A 23,897-nucleotide genomic window follows, 5' to 3' on the forward strand; every position below is an offset into this window, starting at 1 on the left:
TCAAATGTCTCAGGAACGCGGGAAACGCATGGTGAACGTTGTTCCCTGCTCTACTTCAGAAGTAACCGCAATGCTGCCGTCATAGTTATCCACAATGCGTTTTACTATATAAAGGCCAACACCGCTTCCTTCCACATGGTCATGCAGCCGCTTGAACAACTTAAAAAGTTTCTCCTCATTTCCACGCAAATCTATTCCTATTCCGTTATCGGCTACAGACAAAAATATAAAATTTTCTTCAATTCCGGATGATATCTTTATATGCGGCCGGCGGGAGGGGTGTTTATATTTCAGTGCGTTGCTAAGCAGGTTGTAAAGCACGCTCTTCAAATCTTTCTGGTTGATGCGCAACACCGGCTGCGCCGCGAAGTCGGTTTCGAGGGTGGCGAGGTTGCGCTGAATGGTATCGGCAATGTTCAGCTCCACTTCCTTCAGCACCTGCTCCAGCTCCGCTTCCCCGATAGTAAACAAATTGCTGTCCTGCTGTATGCCGCTCACCTCCGTCAGGTCCTGCACGGCCCGGTTTATCTGAAACACTGACTTATCAAGCCGCTGCAGGAGTTGGTTCACGTTCTCGTTTGGCACCGGCATTTCCTCCTTCAGCACGTTTAACAGGCCCTCTATGTTCAACACCGGGGCTTTTAAGTCGTGCGAGGCGCAATAGACAAAGTTATCGAGATCGTTGTTGGAGCGCCTCAACTCCCGGTTCCTCTGCTGCAGCGCACTTTCCGCCTCTCTGCGCACCGCGACCTCCTTTTCCAGCTGTTGGTTTGCTGTCAGCAGCTGCGCTGTGCGTTCCTGCACCCGCGTCTCCAGTTCGTCGTTGGCTATCCGCAGCGCCTCCTGCGCCCGCTCGCGCTCCGTGATCTCAGCCTGCAACTGCTCATTGGCCGCCGCAAGCTGCTCATGGCTCGGCAGGGAAAGCAGCACCGGCAACGACCGCCATAACACGATGGCCGTACCGACCGACAGGATGGCTGTGAGCACTTTCACCAGGCCACCCAACCTGTATATAGGCACCCATACTGTGATCATGTCGATCAGGTGGGTGGTGCCGCAGGCAAGAATGAAAGCCCCGAAAAGGAGAAACACGTATTTGTGGGTAAGGTCCTGCCGCTTCTTGGCGAAGTAAAAGAGCATAAACGGAATAGAATAGTACGCCAGCATGATCAGGGAGTCTCCTCCCACGTTCATCGCCACTATCTCTGTTTTCCAGAAATAGCAATGCCCGTGCGGCATAAAATCCGACTCTACTATTTTTGCAAAAAACTCATTCATACGTAAACATCGGATAGTACCAGAAAACAACAGCGCCCGGGCTTGGCACAGAAAATTAAAACTTTGAAATTAGACAAAAGAAATGCCCGAACCTATTGGCCGGGCATTTCTTTATATAGGCATAAAACTGTTTCCTTAGTCGATGTATCCCTGGGCGCGCATCCAGTCGTCGTTGTACAGCTTGGCGAGGTAGCGTGATCCGTGATCGGGCAGGATCACCACCAGCATATCGTCTTCTGTCAGGTTGTGCTCGCGGGCGTATTCCAGGGCACCATATACCGCCGAGCCGCAGGACCAGCCCACGAACAGGCCTTCTTCTTTGGCCAGGCGCCTGGTCATCACGGCCCCGTCCTTGTCCGTCACTTTGATGAAAGAGTCGATCAGGTCGAAGTTCACGTTCTTGGGAAGAATGTCTTCGCCTATCCCCTCCGTGGCATACGGATAGATTTCCTTCTCATCAAAAATACCGGTTTCCTTGTATTTCTTGAACACCGAGCCGTAGGTATCTATACCTACCGTAATGATTTCGGCGTTCTGCTCCTTCAGGTACTGCGACGTGCCGGACACGGTGCCCCCGGTGCCTACACCCGTTACAAAGTGCGTGATCTTCCCCTCTGTCTGGTCCCATATCTCAGGGCCGGTGGTCTCGTAGTGCGCCACCGTGTTCGACATGTTGTCGTACTGGTTCGGGTAAAACGAGTTCGGTATCTCCTGGTTCAGGCGCCTTGCCACGGCGTAATAGGAGTCCGGGTGGTCGGGGGCCACGTTGGTAGGGCACACGATCACCTCCGCCCCCACGGCCTTCAGCACGTCTATTTTCTCCTTGCTCTGCTTATCCGACATCGTGAAAATGCACTTGTACCCCTTGGCAATGGCAACCAGCGCCAGCCCCATGCCCGTGTTGCCGGATGTTCCTTCGATGATGGTGCCGCCCGGCTTCAGGATACCGGCCGCCTCCGCATCCTCAATCATCTTGATCGCCATGCGGTCTTTGACAGAGTTTCCCGGGTTCAGGTACTCAACTTTGGCCAGCACAGTGGCTCTGATACCCTCCGTCACGCGGTTTAGCTTTACCAAAGGGGTGTTTCCGATCGATTCGGTGATATGGTTCAGATACTTCATCTGGTTCGTTTTTGTCTTGTGTTGCAAAGGTAATAATTTAAATCATTTACTGGCTTCGGGGAGGTTCCCGGCTGCCATGCCCGCCGAAGCAGGACGATACAGGTACAGCCGCCGCGCATTGCGCCGCGCACGCTGCTAAAAGAACAGTGTAACAGCCACAACTTGTTCCGCGACGCGGTGCGGCCATGCCCGGTATTAGGCCCAACTATTTTTTGCTCCGGCCATAAAAAAACCTATTTTTGCACAAGCTTATAGTTCGACCGTCAATACACAAACTAAATAAGATACACATGAGTGTTTTAGTAAATAAAGATTCCAAAGTGATCGTGCAGGGCTTCACAGGCTCGGAAGGTTCTTTCCACGCATCTCAGATGATTGAATACGGCACAAACGTAGTGGGTGGCGTAACGCCGGGCAAAGGTGGCGCGAACCACCTTGATCTTCCTGTTTACAACACAGTGGAAGAGGCCGTGAAGAGAACGGGCGCCGATGTGTCTATCATCTTCGTGCCGCCGGCTTTCGCCGCTGACGCCATCATGGAAGCTGCTGACGCCGGGATAAAAGTGATTGTGGCCATTACGGAGGGTATCCCTGTAAAAGACATGGTGGCTGCCAAGAATTACCTCAAGAACAAGGATGTAACCCTGATCGGGCCAAACTGCCCGGGTGTGATCACGCCGGGCGAGGCGAAAGTGGGCATCATGCCCGGTTTCGTATTCAAGCCGGGCCGCATCGGAATCGTTTCTAAATCAGGCACGCTCACGTACGAGGCCGCTGACCAGATCGTGAAGGCCGGCTTGGGTATATCAACCGCCATTGGCATTGGCGGCGACCCGATTATCGGAACGCCTACCAAAGACGCGGTGGAACTGCTGATGAACGACCCGGAGACAGACGCGATCGTGATGATTGGTGAGATCGGCGGTAACTACGAAGCGATGGCTTCCAAATATATCAGTGAGTCGGGCAACAAGAAACCGGTGGTAGGTTTCATCGCCGGCCAGACCGCGCCAGCAGGCCGCCGCATGGGCCATGCGGGTGCGATCGTGGGCGGAGCAGAGGACACTGCCGCTGCGAAAATGAAGATCATGCGCGAGAACGGTATCCGTGTGGTGGAGTCTCCTGCCGAGATCGGTGATGAGATGGTGAAAGCGCTGCAGGAAGCCGGCATCAACGCGTAAGCCGCGGCGCATACCCGACAGATGCACAACTCCTGAGGAGAGATACCTATAAATCTATAAAAGGCTGCCCTGACGGGCAGCCTTTTTCTTTTAACCCGACGCGCCTGCTGTAACCGCCCCGACGGCAACCCCGTTCTGCCCTATATACTTTTGCACTGAAGCGAAAGGATGAAGCACAACGCGCCCATGCCTGAACAGCAGCAACATTTCGACGCTATCATAATAGGAACAGGCCAGGGAGGCCGGCCCCTCGCCAAAGACTTAGCCGCCGCCGGGTGGCGCGTAGCCATTGCGGAAGAAACCCATATAGGAGGCTCCTGCATCAACTATGGCTGCACCCCCACCAAAACCCTCCTCGCCAGCGCCCAGACTGCCCACACCGCCCGCCGCGCCGCGGACTATGGCGTGCACACCGCTGCTGTTGAGGTACGGATGCACGAAGTAAAGGCGCGGCGCGATGCGATCGTGGCCCAGTTTAGGGAGGGTGCGGAAACAGGGCTGCACGATGACAATATCACGTTGCTCAGGGGCAGGGCCTCTTTCAAGGATAGAAGGACAGTCAGGGTTACGCTGCAGGCCGGCGGGAAGCAAACCGTCACAGCAGACAAGATCTTTATCAACACGGGTACCCTCCCGCTCCTGCCACCCATCGACGGCCTGGACAAAACAGACTTCCTCACCTATAAAACCATACAGGATCTCACAGCGGTTCCGGAGCACCTGCTCGTGTTGGGCGGCGGCTATATAGGGCTGGAGTTCGGGCAGATGTTCCGTAGGTTTGGCAGCCAGGTCACAATCATCCAGCAAGGCGAACAGCTGCTCTCGCGGGAGGACGAGGACGTGGCCGGGGCCATGAAAGCGATACTGGAGGACGAGGGGATTAACGTGCTGCTGCATGCCGAGACGCAGCACGTAAAGCAACTGGCCCCCGGCAAGCTTGAACTACAGGTAAAGCTGAAGAACAGCGACAGGCAGACCCTGCACGGCACCCACCTCCTCATCGCCACGGGTGTGAAAGCCAACACGGCGGGCTTAGGCCTGGAGAATGCCGGCGTGGAAACTGACGGGAAAGGCAACATCAAAACCAGTGAAACGCTGCAAACCAACATAGAAGGCATATATGCCATGGGCGATGTAAAAGGCGGGCCCAGGTTCACGCACATCTCCTACGACGATTACCGCATACTGCGCGACAGCCTGCTGCACGGCACGCACCGAACCACAAAAGACAGGCTTGTCCCCTACTGCGTCTTTACGGACCCCCAGGTAGGACGCGTGGGCATGACGGAGAAGCAGGCCAGGAAGCAGGGGATTGCCTGTGAAGTAGCCAAACTCCCCATGGATCGCGTGGCGCGTGGCATCGAGACGGGCAACACCAAAGGCTTTTACAAGGTGCTGGTGCACCCCGAGAGCAAACTTATCCTTGGCGCGGCCATCATAGCGGCGGAGGGCGGCGAGATTATGGCGATGCTGCAGCTGGCCATGATGGGAAAACTCAAATACACGCAGCTGAAGGAGGCCACTTTCGCGCACCCCACCTATGCCGAGTCGCTGAACACGGTGTTTATGGCGCTGGAAAAGTAAGCTATAACTTAATGGAAAAAGAAGTGACCAGCAGCAGGTTGCCCGTCTGCACCTTATCCCTGCCGTAAAAGATGCTGTCGCGCGCATCATACCCCCGGGCCTCCAGCCGCCAAAGAAAACCGGGGGCCGGATTGTAGTCAAAGTTGAGGGACGCCCCTGACGTTTGGAACCCGTGAGGCGTATCAGTTGTAACGATGATCTCGTCCTCATCACTGTAGTGCTCTATTCTGCCGGCCAGTGCAAAATGGCTGCCCAGCCTGTACCGCCCGATCAGCATCGCCGCATACCAACTGCCTTTCCTGTTGCTGCCGAACAGTTCCTGCCGGCCGTAATCGGCACTGGCCGCCACCGTGAGCCGCTCTGAAAAGGAATAGCTGGCGTTCAGGTTGTTGAAGAAGCGGCGCTTCGGCTCAAAGCCATCCGGGGCCTCGTTGCCATAGTAGTTGCTGTAGCTCAGCGCCAGTTGTTCCGTTGGCATATACCGCATCCCGAAGCCCAGCGACTTGGCATTGTTTGTCTCCTGTATGTTCTGCCAGCCGTTCAGCACCAGAAACTTCAGGGTTATTTTGTCAGATACCTCGGCCGTTAACTGCGCCCCGGTTTCGTAATAAGGGGAGTTCTCCGCCATCAGGGCACGGGTGTAAATCTCGTTATCGCCTGAGAACGTAGACTCGTACCCGATATGCGACGGCAGGATCCCGGCGTCCAGCCACAGGCCCTCGGCCAGCCGGACACCTGCGTTTGCCTGCGCGATGAGCTGGGTCAGTTCGTTGGGCTCGGCGGCGTAGTTTACCTGCACATACGTGCCGGCCTGCAAAGCCAGCGTGGCCCGCACCCGGTCTGTAGTATAATCTGCCTGCAGGTAGCCCCAGTTCAGGTTAAACTCATTGTGCCGGTACGCCTGCGTGGTGTACAGGCGGTTCTGGTCCAGCGGCTCGGAGAAATCATACCCGTAGTATACATCCACCGCACCACTTAGCCGGAAAGGGCTGGCAGCGGCCTCGGTAACGGTGGAGTCTGCTGTCTGGGCACGCAGTGCATGTGTAGCCGTTATAGAGAGAAGGGTAAGTAGGAGCGTAAAATTCCGCATGCGCTGTTTTCTTTGCCTGCCTCCGTACAGGTATGGCAGATGGCTGTTCTGGCATTTACCCCTTCGCCCGGCTTTTGGTTATTTTATATATGGCCGCTACCTCCCAACCCCGTGTTTCAAGAACCGGCGCGCTTACTTCACTGCCACCACCTGCTCCTTTTTCCTGTTGCGGATGCGTTCCGGTATGGAGGCGATAATTTCCTGCTGCAGCGCCTGCACCAGCTTTTTCTTGAGGAAGCTGCGGTGCACAGCCAGGCTTACCTCGCGCAGCGGCTGCGGATCGGCAAACGGGTGCACCAGCAGGCGCTTCTCCTCCGGTATCTCCAGCACCGACAGCTCCGGCAGCAGCGTCATGCCATGTTGCGTCTCCACAATGCGCTTCAGTGTCTCCAGCGAGCCGCTCTTATAGTCCAGGTGTCCTTTGCCGTCCGCGCTCCTCAAACCGCCCCGGTTGCAGATGTTCAGCACCTGGCTCTGAAAGCAGTGGCCCTCGTTCAGCACCCACAGTTCGTCCATATCCAGCTGTGCCGGTTTGATGGTGGCTGACCTGGCCAGCGCGTGCGACGGGTTTATGTAGGTGACGAAGGCCTCGTAGAACAGGGGAAGCTCTCTGATGGATTTGTTCTCCAGCGGCGTCACCAGCAGGCCCACATCCAGCAGCTCGTGGTTCAGCTTCTCCACAATCTGGTCTGTCAGCAGTTCCTGCACCACCACGCGCACATCCGGGTAACGCTCCATAAAGCTGGTGATGAACAGCGGGATCAGGTAGGGTGCCAGCGTTGGGATAATGCCGATGCGCAGTTCCCCGCTCAGCTCCTGCTTCTGGTTCTGCACGATCTCCTGCACCTTCTTCGCCTCTGCCAGCACCACCCGCGCCTGTGCAATAATGTCCTTTCCCAGCTCTGTAGGGCGCACCGGCACGCGGCTCCGGTCGAAGAGCTGTACACCCATCTCCTCCTCCAGCTTCTGCAGCTGCATGCTCAGCGTGGGCTGCGTCACAAAGCAATGCTCTGCCGCGGTGGCAAAATGCCGGTAGGTGTCTACGGCCACTAAATATTCCAGCTGTACAAGCGTCATCCGTTCAGGTTATATGCGTAAGAATACGAAAGCCCGGGCCAGCATCCCGCTGCTCTTACAAAGCTACTAAATAGATTTAAGTTATATAAGTATAAATTATATCAATTTGATTTATATATAACCTGTGATGATCTTTGTACAGTGAGTCTCAAAATAAAAAGCATATAGGACTATGGAAAAACTAACCAATATCGGACTACAGAAAAAAGAAAGCCAGCAGGTAGCCGAGAAGCTGAACGAGTTGCTGGCCAATTACCACCTGTATTATCAGAACCTGCGCGGCTTCCACTGGAATATCAAGGGCATTCACTTCTTCCAGCTGCACGCCAAGTTCGAGGAGCTCTATACCATTGCGCTTACCAAGATAGACGCCATTGCGGAGCGCATCCTGACGATCGGGCAACAGCCGCTGCATACATTTTCGGATTATGTGCGTGTTTCCAGGATAGTGGAGGCAGGTGACCTTAGCGGCGATAAAGAAACAGTGTCGGTGACGCACCAGAACCTGAGCACCCTGCTGGAACTGGAGCGGGAGATCCTGCAGCTGGCAGCCGTAACCGGCGACGAGGGCACGGTGAGTCTCATCAGCGAGGACATCAACGAAAACGAGAAAACGCTCTGGATGCTGAACGCCTTTCTGAGCTGAGTTATATATCCTTTCTTCAGAACAAAGCGCACTCTCTTCATCTGAGGGAGCGCTTTTTATATAGGCTATATATACTGATTTGCCACTTGCTTTCTCCGGCAGGCCATATGCTCCTTTTCGCTTCAGGCTAAGCAGGCCTGGTCTGCCCGTCTCCCTTTACAACCCATTTGTAACTGGTGAGCTCCTCCAGTCCCATCGGGCCGCGGGCGTGCAGTTTCTGGGTGCTGATGCCGATCTCCGCCCCAAGCCCGAACTGCGCCCCGTCGGTGAAAGCGGTGGAGGCGTTGGCATATACGGCGGCGGCATCCACCTGCTGTAGAAAGCGGTTTATATGCGCCTCGCTCTCTGAGATGATGGCTTCGCTGTGCCTGGAGCTATAGGTGGCGATATGATCAAGCGCCTCGTCCAGGCTCTCTACGGTTTTCAGGGCCATCTTCAGCGAGAGGAACTCTGTGCCGAAATCCTCTTCCGACGCCTGCTGCAGTAAATCCTGTGGATAGTTCTTTTGCAGGACTTCAAAAGAAGGCTTGTCGGCATATATGGTAACGCCCGCCGCAGCCAGCGGTGCCGTCAGCGTTTCCAGATCCTGCAGCCGGCTGTGGTGCAGGAGCAGGCAGTCCAGGGCGTTGCACACGCTTACGCGCCGGGTCTTGGCGTTATATATAATCTCCTTCCCTTTCTCCAGATCAGCTGTCTCATCAAAATACGTGTGCACAATGCCGGCCCCTGTTTCAATGACAGGCACTTTGGCATTTTGCCGCACGAAGTCGATCAGCTGCTGGCTACCGCGCGGTATCAGCACATCCACGTACCCCACCGCGCCCAGCAGCGCTTCGGTGGCTGCTCTATCGGGCGGGAGCAAAGCAACGATGTCTTTGCTGACGCCGTGCTTGTCCAGCACCTGGTGAATGACCGACTCAATCGCCTCGTTCGAAAAAGAGGCGTCGCTTCCCCCTTTCAAAATACAGGCATTGCCGGTTTTCAGGCACAGCGAGAACACGTCGAAGGTCACGTTAGGCCTCGCCTCATAGATCACCCCGATCACGCCCAGCGGCACGCGCACCTTCGAGAGGTGCAGGCCGTTCGGAAGTTGCCGCTGCAGCAGCACCTCCCCGAGCGGGGAGGTTAGGCCAGCCACATTGCGCATATCCGCAGCAATACCCTCTACGCGGGATGCGGTCAGCTTCAGCCGGTCATATTTCGGATCGTCCGGGCTCATCCGGGCCAGGTCTTTCTCGTTTTCGGAAAGCAGGAAGGCAGTATGCTCGATAGCGGCAGCCGCCACATCTCTCAAAATAGCGTCTACCGTCTCCGCTGACAGCCCACTCAGGCTTCTGCTGCTCTTTTGCGTGCGCTCAAAAATATTATTTAACTGCATTGTCGGTTGGTTCAGGATATAAAAAAAGGTAATCGTAGTGCACCAGCGGTTTCTGGTTTTTCTCCCCCATGTGCTCCATGGCTTTGTCAGATCCATATTCTGCAATGCCCAGCCCCAACAGTGCGCCGCTCTCATCCAGCAGTTTCACCACATCGCCTTTCAGGAACTCACCGTTGATGCCCGTGACGCCCACCGGCAGCAGGCTGGTGGCCCGGGAGGAGAAGAGCGCCTCCCGGGCTCCCGGGTTGATGTGCACGGCTCCCTTGGCGTTGTTCTCGTTGTGGGCCAGCCACTTTTTCTTGCCCGATGCGGCCTTGCTGGGCAGGAAACGGGTGTTCACGACAGTCTCCTGTAGCAGCCGGGGCAGGATGTTCTCTGTTTTACCGTTGGCAATATGCACGGCTATGCCCAGTTGCGCCACCCGCCGGGCCATATGGCTCTTGGTGAGCATGCCGCCCCGCCCAAACTGCGACCGCTGCGTGGTGATAAAGGAGGACAGTCCGGTGGCGGCGTGGTCTATCTCCCGGATGACTTCGGAGCCGGGATCTTTCGGGTTCCCGTTGTAGATGCCGTCCACGTTGGAGAGAATAATCAGCGCGTCGGCGTTCAGCATAGAGGCCACCAGCCCGGCGAGCTCGTCGTTGTCGGTGAACATGAGCTCGGTGATCGAAATCACGTCGTTCTCGTTGATGACCGGGATGATGTCGTGCTGCAGCAGGATCTGGAAGCAGTTTTTCATGTTCAGGTAGTGCAGCCGGTCGCGGAAGTCCTCTTTCGTCACCAGCACCTGGGCGCAAACAAGGCCAAACCTGCCGAACAGCTCCGAGTAGGTGTTGATCAGCTTCACCTGCCCCACCGCCGCCAGCAGTTGCCGGCTGGCCACCGCATCAAACTTCTCCGACACCTGCACCAGGCTCCTCCCCGAGGCCACTGCCCCCGATGACACCAGGATCACTTCCTTCCCCTGCTTTTTGATTTCGGCAATCTGCTCCACCAGGTGCCCGATCCTGGCCAGGTCAGGCATGCCGTTGTCCAGCGTGAGCACATTAGACCCTATTTTGATTATGATTCTCTTATAAGCTAAGGCCATGCAGCGTCATTTTAACAATAAAGAAACAATTTAAAGCTAAAGTTTCTAAAACAGAAGCAATCCCCGGATCAATTAAGATGGCGCAGGGCAAAAACAGGGGCAGCCATATATAACAAAAGAAAGCCGCCTGCCACAAACGCGGCAGGCGGCTTCACCCTTGATTTATATAGCAACGGTTACTTGGCGTAGCTGATGGCGCGCATCTCCCGGATGACCGTGATCTTGATCTGCCCCGGGTACTGCATCTCCTTCTCTATCTTCTGCGAGATATCATAGGAGATCTGCGACGCTTTTTCGTCTGACACGTTATCGGCATCCACCATCACGCGCAGCTCTCGGCCTGCCTGGATGGCGTAGCACTGGTTCACGCCCTCAAACGAAACGGCTGTTTCCTCCAGTTCTTTCAGGCGCTTGATATAGGACTCCATGATCTCGCGGCGGGCGCCCGGCCTTGAGCCGGATATGGCATCGCAGGCCTGCACCAGCGGAGACACCATGGCGGTCATCTCTACCTCGTCGTGGTGCGCGCCGATGGCGTTGCACACATCCGGATGCTCCTTGTACTTCTTGGCCAATTCCATACCGATGATCGCGTGCGGCAGTTCCGGCTCGTCCGGCGTTACCTTGCCAATATCATGCAGCAGGCCGGCGCGTTTCGCGTGCTTCACGTTCAGGCCCAACTCGGCCGCCATCGTGGCACACAGGTTAGCCACCTCGCGGGAGTGCTGCAGCAAATTCTGCCCGTAAGACGAGCGGAAACGCATACGGCCCACCATCCGCACCAGCTCGGGGTGCAACCCGTGAATGCCTAAATCGATGGCGGTTCGCTCGCCGATCTCCACGATCTCCTCTTCAATGTTCTTGCGGGTTTTGGCAACCACCTCCTCAATGCGGGCCGGGTGTATGCGGCCGTCCGCCACCAGACGGTGCAGCGACAAACGCGCTATCTCACGGCGAACCGGGTCAAAGCCCGATATAATAATGGCTTCCGGAGTATCATCCACAATGATCTCCACGCCAGTGGCAGCCTCTAACGCGCGGATGTTGCGGCCCTCACGGCCAATGATCTTGCCTTTGATGTCGTCGCTCTCGATGTTGAACACCGACACGCAGTTCTCGATGGCATGCTCCGCGGCGGTCCGCTGGATGGTTTCGATCACGATCTTCTTGGCCTCTTTCGTGGCGGTGAGCTTGGCCTGCGCCACGATGTCTTTGACGTGGGACGAGGCTTGCGTCTGCGCCTCGCTCTTCAGCGCCTCCACCAGCTGCTCGCGTGCCTCAGAGGCAGTAAGCCCGGCGATCCGCTCCAGTTGGCCCACAATCTCGTTGTGCTTCGCCTCAACTTCTTCTTTACGCTTCTTAAGCTGCTCCAGCTGCGTGTTCAGGCTTTCCCTCTCCTTGTCGAGCTGGGAGCTCATATTGGCTCTTTCCTTGTCCAGTTGGGTGGTGAGGGCTTCCTTCTCTTTCTCCAGGTCCGCCTCCAGGCGCTTGGCCTGCTCGTACTGCTTGGTGGCCTGCTGCTCGCGCTGCTTTACCTTGTTCTCGTTCTGGATGATGATGTTTTTCTTCTTGTTCATCTCCTCGTCGAACTCTTCTTTCAGCTTCAGGTATTTCTCCTTGGCCTCCAGGATGCGGTCTTTCTTCAGGCTCTCGGCATTCAGCTCAGCCTCGCGGATGATGCTCTTGGCGCGCTGGCGCGCGTCTTCCTCCTGCTGCTTGTACACTTTCTGCAGCATGGAGCGGCCAATGAACACGCCCACTCCGAGCGCGACAATGGCCGTAATTAAAATATAAAGGATATCTGGCATAACTATAAGCTTTTATGATGAATAAAAACATATAGCAGTGCCTGCAAAAGACAGGTGTGGCTTTCGGCCCTAACGAAAAATAAGTGGCAGGCCCGCAATGGCCCCGGTGCCTACTTAAGGTTTACAGTTGATAAGATATCTTCCAGAACAGAAAGCTGTTGTCCGATGTCGGTGCCGTGGGAGTCTTTCTCCTCCTCCAGTTTCACCTTGTCGACCATGGTTTCGAATGCCACCAAAGCCAACAGGTCCTGCTTGTCTTGTAAGCCGAACTGGTCCTTGAAAAAGCGCAGGCGCTCGTTCAGGATCTTGCCGACAACTCTGATTCTTTCTTCTTCCTCTTCCTTCACCCGCATCGGATACTCACGTTCCGCGATGCGAATCTTTATGGCTAATTCACCCATCCGTTGCGTTTTAGGGGTTGTGCTTTCTCAGGTGCTTTCATAGCCTCTTAGAGCGGGTTGCTGCTCCTTATATGCTGGTGCTTAGTCCTGTAGATAAGCGATACACTTATCAATTTCTCTGATGTATTCGTTCAGCTTGAGCTTTAACTCTGTCGAATTTGCAGGGTTTCCTGCTATCGTGTCTACAATTTTAACGATATTCTCCTGATTTTGAAAATTTTTTATTTGCTGCTCCTTCTCTTCCACCAGCCCTTCCAGGAACTTGATTTCTTCCTGGGCGCTGGCCAGCTTCTGCTGCACGTCGGTGTAGCGGGTCACGAGTTTGCGCAACCTGTCTTCAATATGCCGGAGTTGTTGTAACTGCTTTTCCTTAGCCATAACACTATTTGCGGATTAAAGCCCCTAATTGTTTCTCAAATTGCTGCATCAGGCGGCTCATCGTGCTGTCGATCACCTTATCGGTCAGGGTCTGCTGCCGGTCCAGCAGCGTGAAGCTGATAGCGTAGGCCTTCTTGCCTGCGGCGATCTTGTCGCCCTCGTACACGTCGAACACGTTCATGTCCTGCAGCAGCTTGCGCTCTGTCCGGAAGGCTATGTGCCTGATCTGATCGAAGGTAACATTTTTATCGAGAACCAGCGACAGGTCGCGGCGCACTTCCGGGAATTTCGGCAGCTCCCCGGCCACCAGGTTGTCCTTGTACTTCTTCAGCAGGTAATCCCAGTTTAGCTCGGCGTACCACACCTGTTCCTTCACCTCCATAAAGCGGGTCACGCCGGCGTCCAGCGGGCCGAGTTCCGCGACAACGGTGCCATTCTTTGTATAAGCGATGCCCTGGCGCATATAGCTGTTCGGCTGCAGCGGCTGCACCTCGAAGTCCCCGGCGTTGAGTTTGCGCAGCACGTTCTGCACCACGCCCGCCAGGTCGTGGAAGGAGGCCTTGCCGCTTGGCTGCTTCCAGCTCTCGGCAGATACGTTGCCGGCCATATATAAAGCCAGCCTGCGGCTCTCTTTCGTGCTTCCGTCCCCGAGCTGCTCATATACCTTTCCCAGCTCGAACAGCTTCAGGTCGCGCTGGCGGCGGTTGATGTTACGGCGCAGCACCTCCAGGCCCGAGAACACCATGCTCTTGCGCAGCACGTCCAGGTCTTCGGAGTTGTAGTTGATAACCCGCACCAGGCCCGCTACCTCCGCCTCCCCGGCCGGCCGGTAGTGGTTGGAGTTGGTAATGGAGTTGGTAATGATCTCATGGAAGCCGTTGTCGGCTATATAGTTTGAGATCGTCTCCGTGACGTTCTCCGCATAGGGCTTCGGGAATTTGGCCAGGTACGTGGTGGACAGGTTCTCGCTCATCCCGATGTTGTTGAAGCCGTAGATGCGCAGGATTTCCTCCACCACATCGGCCTCGCGGGTCACGTCTACTTTAAACGGCGGCACCGACAGCGACAGGTGCGCGTCTGTTTCGCCTGTTACTTCTATCCCCAGATCGGTGAGGATGGCTTTGATGCGTTCTGTGCCAATGTGCTGCCCAATCAGCATATGCGCCCGCTCAATGCTGAGCTTCACTTCGTGATGCGGTATCGGCGCAGGGTAAACGTCCACAATGTCAGAAGACACCTCGCCACCGGCTACCTCCTGCATCAGCAGCGCCGCTCGCTTAAGGGCATAGATCACCATGTTCGGGTCGGTGCCCCGTTCGAAGCGGAAGGAGGCATCGGTTTTCAGGCCGTGCCCCATGCCGGTGCGGCGCACCCAGTCCGGGGAGAAGTAGGCGCTCTCGATAAAGATGCTGGTCGTGCCGGCAGAAACGCCGGACTCCTCGCCACCGAACACGCCGCCAATCGCCATCGGGCCCTCCGCGTCGCAGATCATCAGGTCCGTTTCCTGCAGCTTGCGCTCCACGCCGTCCAGCGTTCTGAAGGCGCTGCCGCCTGCCACTGTCCTGACGATGATCCTGTTTCCTTTGATCTTGTCGGCATCGAAGGCATGCAGCGGCTGCCCCAGCTCGTGCAGCACGTAGTTGGTCACGTCCACCACGTTGTTGATCGGCGACAGACCGATGGCGCGCAGGCGCTTCTGCATCCACTCCGGCGACGGCCCCACCTTCAAGCCCGACACCGTGACCCCGGCATACCGCGGACAGGCCTCCGTGTTCTCCACCTCCACCGCGATCGGGCGTGAGGTGTTGCTCACTTTAAAATCCCCGACGGAAGGCATTATGGCTTTCGCGTCCGTGAGCGCCTGCAGGTCGCGGGCCACACCGTAGTGCGAGGCGGCATCGGCGCGGTTCGGCGTCAGGCCGATCTCAAACACTTTATCGGAGCCCAGTCCGAAGAACCCGGCCGCTGGCGTGCCGTTCGGCAGGTCCGTGTCCAGCACCATGATGCCGGCGTGCGAGGTGCCGATGCCGATCTCATCCTCGGCGCAGATCATCCCCTCTGACACCTCTCCGCGAATCTTGGATTTCTTGATTTTGAAAGGCTCTCCGCCTGCCGGGTACAGCGTGCTGTTCACGGTGGCCACCACCACCTTCTGACCGGCCGCCACGTTGGGCGCGCCGCACACGATGTGGCTCGGGGTGCCGGTGCCGATGTCCACAGTGGTGACGCGCAGGCGGTCAGCGTCCGGGTGCGGGGCACAGGTCAGCACCTCTCCGATCACAATGCCTTCCAGGCCGCCCTGCACCACGTCGAATGTCTCGATGCCCTCCACCTCCAGGCCCGCGCCCGTCAGCAAAGCGCCCACTTCTTCCGCGTCTTTGTCTATATGAATGAGTTGTTTCAGCCAGTCGAATGAAATCCGCATGTTTTTCTTTGTTGCTTTAAAAGATTAGCCTCCGCGCCGGAAGCCTCTGTTTTTCAAAATTAAGGATACTTCTTCTAATTACGAATTATCAATTCCGAATTACGAGTGGGTAAAAAATCACTGGTTGAAGCAATTCTTCCTTGCTTATAAGCTGTGTCTAAAATCCTGCGGCCTTTACTTGCCCGTTTTCTCGTACGTCTTCTCCCCTGCCGGAATGGCTATCGTAAGGCGGTTGTCCTGGGGGGGCACCGGGCACACGTAGTCGGGGTTGTAGGCGCAGAAGGGGCTGTAGGCGCGGTTAAAGTCCAGTTCCACCGTCTCGGCGTCCTCCTCAAACGGGATGTCGAGGTAGCGGCCGCCGCCATAGGTTTCGAAGCCGTTGGTTTTGTCGGTGAAGGGCACGAAAAGCTGCTCCTCCTCGTCTGCCTCACGGTTCACTTTTTTATACAGCGTCAGGCGCTGCGGCTTTCCCTCCAGTTCAAACGTGGCGGTGGCGTAACGCAGGTAGGCTTCGGTGCTGTCGTTTGTCATGTTCATCTGCACGGTATCCTGCTGCGGCAGCTTCTCTACCTTGGCTTTCACGCGGTAATCCAGGTTCGGTGCGTAGTACACCAAGCTGTCAAAGCTGCGGCGGTCCTCATCGGTGAAGGGGCTGTTGGTGCGGCCCCGGAACGAGAGGTCCTTGTCGGCGCGCTCCTTCAGCAGCGGCTTTATATAGTTGTCATCGCTCAGGAAGGTTTCCTGCACAAAGTAAAAAAGCACCAGTGCGATGCCGGCAAATATGATCAGCCTCAGGGGTCGTTTCATAAGGTTACGGAGCTATTTCCTGCAAAGGTCGGAAATTTTTGGAGAGGCTGCGGGGAAAATTGGAGTTGTGCCTCCAGTCTATTACCTTAACATATAAAATTAATAATACTCTTTTTTAAAGAAATATAGCAACATAAAGAGTAACCAAAATGGCCCTTTACAAGATAGGGAGTAACCTTCAACATATAAAAGAATCGTCTTTTAAGCTTGAAAAGGAAATTCAGAAACTGACAGAAGAGAATTTAAGCACAATCCTGAAACTCGATTTCGTGAGAACAGAATTTTCGCTTAACAATTTTAGAATTGACACTTTAGCATTTGATAAAGAAGCCAACTCTTTTGTTATTATTGAATTCAAAAAAGACAGGAACTTCAGCGTCATTGACCAGGGATATGCCTATTTGTCCTTGATGCTGAATAACAAGGCGGATTTTATATTAGAGTACAATGAGCAAAGGGAAGGGACGCTGAAGCGGTCCAGTGTTGATTGGTCTCAATCCAAAGTTATATTTATTTCTCCTTCATTCACCACCTACCAAAGAGAGGCTATCAACTTTAAAGATTTGCCGATCGAGCTTTGGGAGGTCAAAAAATTTGAAAATAACACCGTCTCTTTCGAGCAGGTACAAAAAACAAATGCTCAGGAAAGCATCAAAACAATTTCCGGCAATAATAATGCTGTTGAAAAGGTCACAAACGAACTAAAAGTATTTACGGAACAGGATCTTATCCAAAAAGCAGAGTTCGATATACGGGAGCTATATGAGAGCTTCAAGGAACGTGTTTTCAACTTGGCCGATAACATAACATTAAACCCAAGGAAGCACTTCGTTGGTTTTAAGATCGACGGTAACACATTTTGCGATGTAGTGCTTCAGGGCAAGAATCTAAAGATATTTCTTAACCTTAAAAGTGGAGAATTAGATGATGCAAAAGGAATTGCAAGAGACGTTTCAAATGTTGGCCATTGGGGCAATGGGGCTTATGAAATAAAAATTTCAGATTCAGAAGAAATTGAATACATCCTGAGTTTGGTAAAACAGTCTTTGAGGAAAAATAAGTAAAGCAGTTTATATGCCTACTGAGGCATATAAACTAATATAAAAACCGTCACCTATATTAAAAAGTTGCATACCAAGTGCAGCACTATTTTGGTATTACCTTTTCTTTTGCGCTGTGCTTTTAGCTATCAAATCCTGCTTTTCCTTCGGTCCGATTTTAGACCACACCCATTCGCCTACCTTCTCGCCCTGGTCGGTTCCCTCAAAGGAGCCGTCCCAGAAGTGGATGCCGCCATACACCCGGCTGATGGATGTTTCCATATAGGCATCCTTGATGGATTTGAAGGAACGCACGCCGTGCCCGTAGGCATATTCGGTGGAGTCGGTAAAGGCCACGTTGTCGCCGAACAGGTGCGTGAGCACCGTGCCGGCGGCGGCGGAGATGGCGCTGTGGCCGCTCACGTACTCCGGGAAGGGCGGCGTCTCCAGGAAAGGCTGCCATGCCGGGTCAATGTGTTCGTTGATCACCGTGACGGGGCGGATGCGCGCGCTGCGGTATTTCTCGTCCCAGCAGGCAATAAAGCCGTCGTACAAGGCAATTGAGGTGAACGTGTAGGCCTGCACAGATTTCATCAGATCAAGGTCTTTGTCTTTCGCCAGCGTCTGCACAATGGCCAGCCAGTGGCCCGGAGGTGTCATTTTCTTATCCATATACGACACATGCCCCATCACATTGGTCACCACCGCGTTGTCGTCCCAGAAATAAGCGATGGCCTTTTGCTCCTCGGTCATGTTGACTGAAAAGTCATATACCTGCCGCACCATTTTAAAGAAGTCGCTCTCGGGGTCGAGGCTGTAGGCGGCCGGCGCTTTTGGCTGAAACTGCGTGCAGCTGTCCAGGGTCAGCACCCGCATGGCGTTCCACCTGGGTTCGCAGGCGGGAGCGTAGTTGGGCGGGGTCGGCTGGTATGATCCCGGCAGGTCTGTAAACGTGTAGCGCATCATGGCCCGCGTTTCCTTGTAGTTGTCCTGGCCGGCATATGCCAGCACGTGCCGGGCCACCTGCTCGCCGTAGGCGATGGAGCGCGCCCGCACGTCCTCCGGCACGCCCATTTGCGCATACTGCTCATATACAGCCTGCTCGTAGTCCTCCATCTCGGCCATCGACACGATCAGCTCCTTGCTGACGGCTATATAGGAGGCCACGCTCGCCAGCGGGAAACAGTACTCCCCGTCTTTGGCCGGCTGGGGAACCTCCGTGAAGCCATTCAGCTTGCCCGCCATCGACTCGTAATCCGGGTGCTGCTGGCGCAGCGTTTCGTAGGCGGCCAGGTTGGTGTAGACGTAAATGCGGCTGGCCACCGGCGGCTTGAAAATGTCGTGGATGATAAAGTCGGTCAGCTGATCGGATGCCTGGTGGAAGATCTCGGGCGAGGCAGCCTGCTGGCTGTATTCCTCGGGCGTTGCTCTGCTACAACTGCCATCCCCGATCAGGCCGGCTAAAAAGACTAAGAAGACAAACGATTTAAGCATATAAACTGACGTTTTAGCAGGAAAAGCTTCTTCCAACCAGATCCAAACGAGTGTGAATCAAAAAGTTAAGCAACTGTTTCTGGCAGGCACAAACTGGTTTCAAGGCGATTTACGGGATTTAAAATTAAACAAATTCTGAAAGGCTGCAAATGACAAATGTCATGCGTTGCCGGAGCTTTTGTAATTCCCGCTGGCTTTCGCCGCACTTACCGAGTTACAGGAGGAACATGAAACAAAGCAGCGAAAATTCATTTCTCACAGAACTTTTATACTTTTACCCCATCATGTATTTTATCGTCTGTTATAGTGCCCCTCCGGATCAGGTTATATATAAGCAGCAGCGCGCCTAACGCACTGCCTGGCGCCAAACCGGTTACGACGGCCCCAACAAACGCTGGCACTCCCGCCAAAATGCTATCTTTACTAAAATTGCCTACGCACCATGAAAGACTTCAAGAAATACTATATCATACCGGCCACACCCGAGGAAGTGTACCTGGCCCTGACGCACCCGCTCACGATCCAGGCCTGGACCGGCGACAAGGCAGAGATGTCGGCGGAGCCCGGCACGGAGTTCTCGCTCTGGGACGGGAGCATCGTGGGCAAGAACCTGGAATTCGAGGAAGGCAGGCTGATTGTGCAGCAGTGGTATTTCGGCGAGCAGCCCGATGCCTCGATCGTCACCATCAAACTGCACCCGCACAAGTACGGCACCTCGGCAGAGCTGCGCCACACCAACATCCCGGATGAGGATTATGAGGACATCGTGGAAGGCTGGGACAACAGCTACTTCGGCTCCCTAATCGAGTTCTACGAGGACTGAGCCGGCGAAACCGTCCTACCCTATATAAAACGCAAGCCGGTATATAGCCCTGCCCTGTATAACCTTCGGCTGCGCAGCGAGTATTCCTTCAACAGGCAGCACCATCCAGCAAGCATATATGAAAATCGCCTTACCGAAAGCTTTTGCCCTTCTGCTCATCGCCGCTTTGGCCCAGGCCTGCTCCGGCACCCTCACGAATGCACCTGAAACAGAGCAACCGGTTGAAAAAAAGGAGGAAATCCCGATGGAGCCTGTCCCGGTGGAAGTGCGCCAGGAAAACGGGAGCTTCAAACTTTACCGGGGCGGCGAACCTTACTATATAAAAGGGGCGGGCGGCAGCCGTTACCTGGAGCGGCTTGCGGCATACGGGGGCAACTCGATCCGCACCTGGAGCACCGATAACGCGCAGGAGGTGCTGGACGAGGCCTACCGGAACGGCCTGACCGTGACCCTGGGACTGGAGGTGGGCCGCGAGCGCCACGGCTTTGACTACGACGACCCTGCCGCGGTGGAGCAGCAGCTGAATGAGCTGCGAAAAGAGGTGGAGCGGTACAAGAACCACCCGGCGCTGCTGATCTGGGGAATCGGGAACGAGCTGAACCTGAATTACACCAACCCGCTGGTATGGGACGCCGTGAACGACATCGCCAAAATGATCCATGAGGTGGACCCGAACCACCCCACCAGCACCATGCTGGCCGGCCTCAACAAAATGGAGGTTGACTATATAAATGAGAAAGTGCCGGAACTGGATATCCTGGCCGTCAACGCCTATGCCGCGCTGCCGGATGTGCCTCCCAATATACAGTATCTTGGCTGGGATGGCCCCTATATGATTACCGAGTGGGGACCCACCGGCCATTGGGAAAGCCAGCACACCTCGTGGGCTGCAGCCGTGGAAGAGACGAGCAGCGAGAAAGCCGCCGTCTATAAAAACCGCTACGAATTGACCATGGGACGGGACACGACCCGGAATATAGGCTCCTACGTGTTTTTGTGGGGACAGAAGCAGGAGCGCACGCCTACCTGGTATGGCCTCTTCACCGAAGACGGGAAAGAGACGGAGGTGGTGGATGTGATGCAGTACCTCTGGACGGGCAGCTGGCCCGAGAACCGCGCCCCGCACATAGAGTCGTTTAAGCTAAACGGGAAATTGGCGAAGGAGAACATCTTCCTGAAACCCGACCAAAGCTATAGAGCAAACGCCGACGTCAGCGACCCGGACAAGGATAAGCTAACCTATAAGTATGAGCTGCTCCACGAAAGCACGGACCTGAAAGAAGGCGGCGACCGCGAAGACAGGCCAGCCGCCATACCCGATCGCCTGACAGAGACGGACGGCGATAATGCCGTACTCCAGACTCCCTCGGAGCCGGGCGCTTACCGCCTGTTCATCTATGTGTATGATGGCCACGACAACGTTGCCACAGCCAATATCCCCTTCTATGTGAAGAAGTAAGTTTGCTGATACGCTTTAATATAGGAGGTGTACGTTGTGCTGTCGTGCAAAAGCAATTTCTGTGAACAAAATTGAATTATATATATAAATAAATAAAATATTTAAGCAAATCCTCTCTTAAAAGCACAACCTAACCCAGGCTTCCGCAGTTTGTAGTATAGATTTATATATAGCCGAAAAAATCTATGCAGCAGGATACAAACCACATAGAAGCGCTGATTGCGCAGCTCGAGGCCTTGCATGACGAGGCAATCGCCCTAGAACAGAAGTTCGCACCGGCCGTTGAGCTGGTGCACCCCAAATTCAAGAAAAGCGCCCGGAACCTGCTGCACTACCTGTCGCTGCGGAAGCGCGATATCCGGGAGTTGCAGGAAAGCCTCTCGCAAATGGGGCTTTCGTCGCTTGGCCGGGCAGAGGGGCATGTGCTGGCCAGCCTGCAGGCGGTGCGCCACCAGCTTTGTTACCTGAAAGCCTGTACCCCCACCGAGGAGCCCCTCGCTGTCTCCTTTCATGAGAATGCGGAACTGCTTGAATCCAACACAGAGGCCCTTCTCGGCCCCCGCCCCGAGAAGCGCAGCACCCGCATCATGGTCACCATCCCCAGCGAAGCCGCCGAAAATTACGAGCTGCTGCTCCGCTTGCTCCGTGCCGGCATGAACTGCGCCCGCATCAACTGCGCCCACGACAACGAGGCTGTATGGCTGCAGATGGTGCACCTCATTCGCCAGGCCGAGAAAGAGACCGGCATTGCCTGCAAGATACTCATGGACCTGATGGGTCCGAAGCTGCGTACGGGGCCGCTGAAGGAAGGCCCGAAACTAGTGACCATCCGGCCCACGCAGAACAACCTGGGGCAGACAACTGAGGCGGCCAAGGTATGGCTGGCCCCGGCGGATGAGCCGCCCCCCCAAAACATAGATGCCTGGCTGCCCGTGCAGGAAGAGTGGCTGGCGCAGCTGCAGGAAAACGACAGGATCATTTTCACAGACACCCGCAGACGGAAGCGCTCCTTCACCGTTATGCGAAAAGAAGGGCGCGGCGTTATTGCCCATCTCTATAAGTCCTCTTACATCACCACCGGCATCAAGCTGCACATCAAGAACAAGGCTGTGGTGGAGCGCACGACCGAGGTAGGCGAGCTGCCGCCCACCTTCGCGCCCATCATCCTGAAAAAAGGCAGCCTGCTGGTGCTGACGCGCGAACTGACACCCGGGGAGCCGGCCCGTTACGATGACAAAGGGCATGTGGTGCAGCCGGCCCATATATCCTGCACCCTGCCCGAGGTTTTCAAGCAGGTGAAGGATGGCCAGCCCATCCTGTTTGACGATGGCAAGATAGAGGGGCAGATCATGGAGGTGAACAAGGACTGGCTACTGGTGAAGATTACGTATGCCAGCGACACCGGCAGTAAGCTGCGCGCCGACAACGGCATTAACCTGCCTGAAAGCAAGATTAAGCTGAACGGCATGACGGAAAAGGACAAACAGGACCTGAAGTTTGTGGCCTCCCATGCCGATATCGTCAATTTCTCCTTCGTAAACTATGTGGAGGATGTGGAGGCGCTGCACCATGAGCTTAAGGAGCTCGGGGCAAATGAGATAGGGGTGATGCTGAAAATAGAGACCAAGGAGGGCTTCCGGAACCTGCCGCGCCTGCTGCTGGCCACCATGAAGGGTTACCCGGCGGGCATTATGATTGCGCGCGGCGACCTGGCGGTGGAGTGCGGCTGGCTGCGGCTGGCCGAAGTGCAGGAGGAGATTCTGTGGCTGTGCGAGGCGGCGCATATACCGGTGGTATGGGCCACACAGGTATTAGAGACGCTGGCTAAAAAGGGCCGCCCGTCGAGGGCAGAGATCACGGATGCCGCCATGGCCCAGCGGGCTGACTGCGTGATGCTGAACAAAGGCCCCCACGTCGTGCAGGCCATCGAGCTGTTGAACGACATACTGGTCCGCATGCAGGAGCACCAGCACAAGAAAACATCCATGCTGCGCAGCCTGCACGTGTCTGACCTGGAGGCCTTGCAGGAGTAGCAGGCAGGCGTGCTCTGACGGCAACGTCAGCCTCATATCTTTGAAATTCAAGACAATATCCTGTACTTTCTAAAAGGTTTTATATACCTTGGCAAAATGTAGCGCTGGCGCGCGCAAGGGAAGCGCTGTTTATTTTGATAGTTTAGTGAAGAAACAGATATGGAAAACGCTAAGAAAATCCTGTTCCTGACAGGTGATTTCGCAGAAGACTACGAGACCATGGTCCCTTTCCAGATGCTGCTGATGGTGGGCTATGAGGTACACGCCGTGTGCCCCAACAAGAAAAAAGGCGATATGATTAAAACCGCCATCCACGATTTTGAAGGCGACCAGACCTATACCGAGAAACCGGGCCACAACTTTCAGCTCACCTACTCTTTCTCCGATATAAAACTTGCCGACTACGAAGGGTTGGTGATTGCCGGTGGCCGCGCCCCCGAATACCTGCGCCTGAACCAGGAGGTGCTGGACCTGGTGCGGTATTTCGCGGAGAACAATAAGCCTTTGGCCGCAGTGTGCCACGGCATACAGATACTGACGGCCGCCCGCGTGGTGGAAGGCCGCCGACTGACGGCCTACCCTGCCGTAGCCCCGGAAGTAGAGCTGGCGGGTGGCACCTATGTAACAGTGGAGGCAACCGAAGCGGTAGTGGACGGTAACTTCGTGACTTCGCCTGCCTGGCCCGGCCACCCTAAGTTTATCCGCGCCTTTTTAGATGTGCTGGGCACCAAAATAGTGCTCGGGCAGCCTGCCGGCACCACGGCAGTATAAAGCTGTGCAGAT

At 55.2% G+C, this 23,897-nt stretch carries 19 protein-coding genes and 1 pseudogene; 8 read left to right on the forward strand and 12 right to left on the reverse strand.

Annotated features, from left to right (window positions below):
* Positions 1-9 precede the first annotated feature (9 nt).
* Both ABD920_RS21125 and ABD920_RS21130 read right to left on the reverse strand, forming a co-directional pair.
* A complete protein-coding gene (locus tag ABD920_RS21125; RefSeq protein WP_345162008.1) occupies positions 10-1,278 on the reverse strand; it encodes a sensor histidine kinase in 1,269 nt (422 codons plus the stop codon).
* A 138-nt stretch (positions 1,279-1,416) separates the two neighbouring features.
* Positions 1,417-2,400, reverse strand: a pseudogene (locus ABD920_RS21130) (PLP-dependent cysteine synthase family protein); the annotation flags it as partial.
* 290 nt (positions 2,401-2,690) lie between these two features.
* Here ABD920_RS21130 and sucD point away from each other — a divergent pair.
* Positions 2,691-3,581 carry a succinate--CoA ligase subunit alpha gene (sucD, locus tag ABD920_RS21135; protein ID WP_345162010.1) on the forward strand — a complete coding sequence of 297 codons (891 nt, stop codon included), beginning with the start codon at positions 2,691-2,693 and terminating at the stop codon, positions 3,579-3,581.
* A 168-nt stretch (positions 3,582-3,749) separates the two neighbouring features.
* The gene (locus ABD920_RS21140; RefSeq protein WP_345162012.1) at positions 3,750-5,165 is read left to right on the forward strand and encodes a mercuric reductase; all 1,416 of its coding nucleotides are present in this window, start codon (positions 3,750-3,752) and stop codon (positions 5,163-5,165) included.
* A gap of 1 nt (position 5,166) precedes the next feature.
* On the opposite strand, the gene ABD920_RS21145 is transcribed toward ABD920_RS21140, so the two are convergent.
* Positions 5,167-6,255 (reverse strand): porin, encoded by a 1,089-nt coding sequence (locus tag ABD920_RS21145; RefSeq protein ID WP_345162014.1) that lies wholly within the window; start codon positions 6,253-6,255, stop codon positions 5,167-5,169.
* Between the two features lie 132 nt (positions 6,256-6,387).
* Entirely contained in the window at positions 6,388-7,332 is a 945-nt protein-coding gene (locus tag ABD920_RS21150; protein ID WP_345162016.1) for a hydrogen peroxide-inducible genes activator, read from the reverse strand.
* Positions 7,333-7,504: 172 nt separating this feature from the next.
* On the opposite strand from ABD920_RS21150, the gene ABD920_RS21155 reads away from it, so the two are divergent.
* Positions 7,505-7,978: a Dps family protein gene (locus tag ABD920_RS21155; RefSeq protein ID WP_345162018.1), complete on the forward strand. Its 474-nt coding sequence runs from the start codon at positions 7,505-7,507 to the stop codon at positions 7,976-7,978.
* 127 nt (positions 7,979-8,105) lie between these two features.
* On the opposite strand, the gene ABD920_RS21160 is transcribed toward ABD920_RS21155, so the two are convergent.
* From ABD920_RS21160 to ABD920_RS21190, 7 genes are all read right to left on the reverse strand, one after another.
* Complete coding sequence (locus tag ABD920_RS21160; RefSeq protein ID WP_345162020.1) at positions 8,106-9,356, reverse strand: glutamate-5-semialdehyde dehydrogenase; 1,251 nt, start codon at positions 9,354-9,356, stop codon at positions 8,106-8,108.
* A complete protein-coding gene (proB, locus tag ABD920_RS21165; RefSeq protein WP_345162022.1) occupies positions 9,343-10,446 on the reverse strand; it encodes a glutamate 5-kinase in 1,104 nt (367 codons plus the stop codon). The genes ABD920_RS21160 and proB overlap by 14 nt, the downstream gene beginning before the upstream one ends.
* A 176-nt stretch (positions 10,447-10,622) precedes the next feature.
* A complete protein-coding gene (rny, locus tag ABD920_RS21170) occupies positions 10,623-12,254 on the reverse strand; it encodes a ribonuclease Y (RefSeq protein WP_345162024.1) in 1,632 nt (543 codons plus the stop codon).
* A gap of 110 nt (positions 12,255-12,364) precedes the next feature.
* A complete protein-coding gene (locus ABD920_RS21175) occupies positions 12,365-12,655 on the reverse strand; it encodes a cell division protein ZapA (protein ID WP_345162026.1) in 291 nt (96 codons plus the stop codon).
* 81 nt (positions 12,656-12,736) lie between these two features.
* Positions 12,737-13,033 (reverse strand): hypothetical protein, encoded by a 297-nt coding sequence (locus ABD920_RS21180; protein WP_345162028.1) that lies wholly within the window; start codon positions 13,031-13,033, stop codon positions 12,737-12,739.
* Positions 13,034-13,037: 4 nt separating this feature from the next.
* Positions 13,038-15,458, reverse strand: a complete 2,421-nt coding sequence (gene pheT / locus ABD920_RS21185; RefSeq protein WP_345162030.1) for a phenylalanine--tRNA ligase subunit beta — start codon at positions 15,456-15,458, stop codon at positions 13,038-13,040.
* A 174-nt stretch (positions 15,459-15,632) separates the two neighbouring features.
* Entirely contained in the window at positions 15,633-16,265 is a 633-nt protein-coding gene (locus ABD920_RS21190) for a DUF1684 domain-containing protein (protein ID WP_345162032.1), read from the reverse strand.
* Between the two features lie 149 nt (positions 16,266-16,414).
* On the opposite strand from ABD920_RS21190, the gene ABD920_RS21195 reads away from it, so the two are divergent.
* A complete protein-coding gene (locus tag ABD920_RS21195; RefSeq protein ID WP_345162035.1) occupies positions 16,415-17,329 on the forward strand; it encodes a DUF5655 domain-containing protein in 915 nt (304 codons plus the stop codon).
* A 93-nt stretch (positions 17,330-17,422) separates the two neighbouring features.
* Here ABD920_RS21195 and ABD920_RS21200 read toward each other — a convergent pair whose 3' ends face one another.
* Positions 17,423-18,799 (reverse strand): vanadium-dependent haloperoxidase, encoded by a 1,377-nt coding sequence (locus ABD920_RS21200; protein WP_345162037.1) that lies wholly within the window; start codon positions 18,797-18,799, stop codon positions 17,423-17,425.
* A 442-nt stretch (positions 18,800-19,241) separates the two neighbouring features.
* Here ABD920_RS21200 and ABD920_RS21205 point away from each other — a divergent pair, with 442 nt between their 5' ends.
* The 4 genes from ABD920_RS21205 (at position 19,242) to ABD920_RS21220 (ending at position 23,885) form a co-directional block, all read left to right on the forward strand.
* Positions 19,242-19,622 carry an SRPBCC domain-containing protein gene (locus ABD920_RS21205; protein ID WP_345162039.1) on the forward strand — a complete coding sequence of 127 codons (381 nt, stop codon included), beginning with the start codon at positions 19,242-19,244 and terminating at the stop codon, positions 19,620-19,622.
* 118 nt (positions 19,623-19,740) lie between these two features.
* Positions 19,741-21,081, forward strand: a complete 1,341-nt coding sequence (locus ABD920_RS21210; protein WP_345162041.1) for a glycoside hydrolase family 2 TIM barrel-domain containing protein — start codon at positions 19,741-19,743, stop codon at positions 21,079-21,081.
* A 185-nt stretch (positions 21,082-21,266) separates the two neighbouring features.
* Positions 21,267-23,114 (forward strand): pyruvate kinase, encoded by a 1,848-nt coding sequence (locus tag ABD920_RS21215; RefSeq protein ID WP_345162043.1) that lies wholly within the window; start codon positions 21,267-21,269, stop codon positions 23,112-23,114.
* Positions 23,115-23,273: 159 nt separating this feature from the next.
* Complete coding sequence (locus ABD920_RS21220; RefSeq protein WP_345162045.1) at positions 23,274-23,885, forward strand: DJ-1/PfpI family protein; 612 nt, start codon at positions 23,274-23,276, stop codon at positions 23,883-23,885.
* Positions 23,886-23,897 lie beyond the last annotated feature (12 nt).

Origin of the sequence: Pontibacter saemangeumensis, assembly GCF_039541895.1 — a bacterium.
Lineage (GTDB): Bacteria > Bacteroidota > Bacteroidia > Cytophagales > Hymenobacteraceae > Pontibacter > Pontibacter saemangeumensis.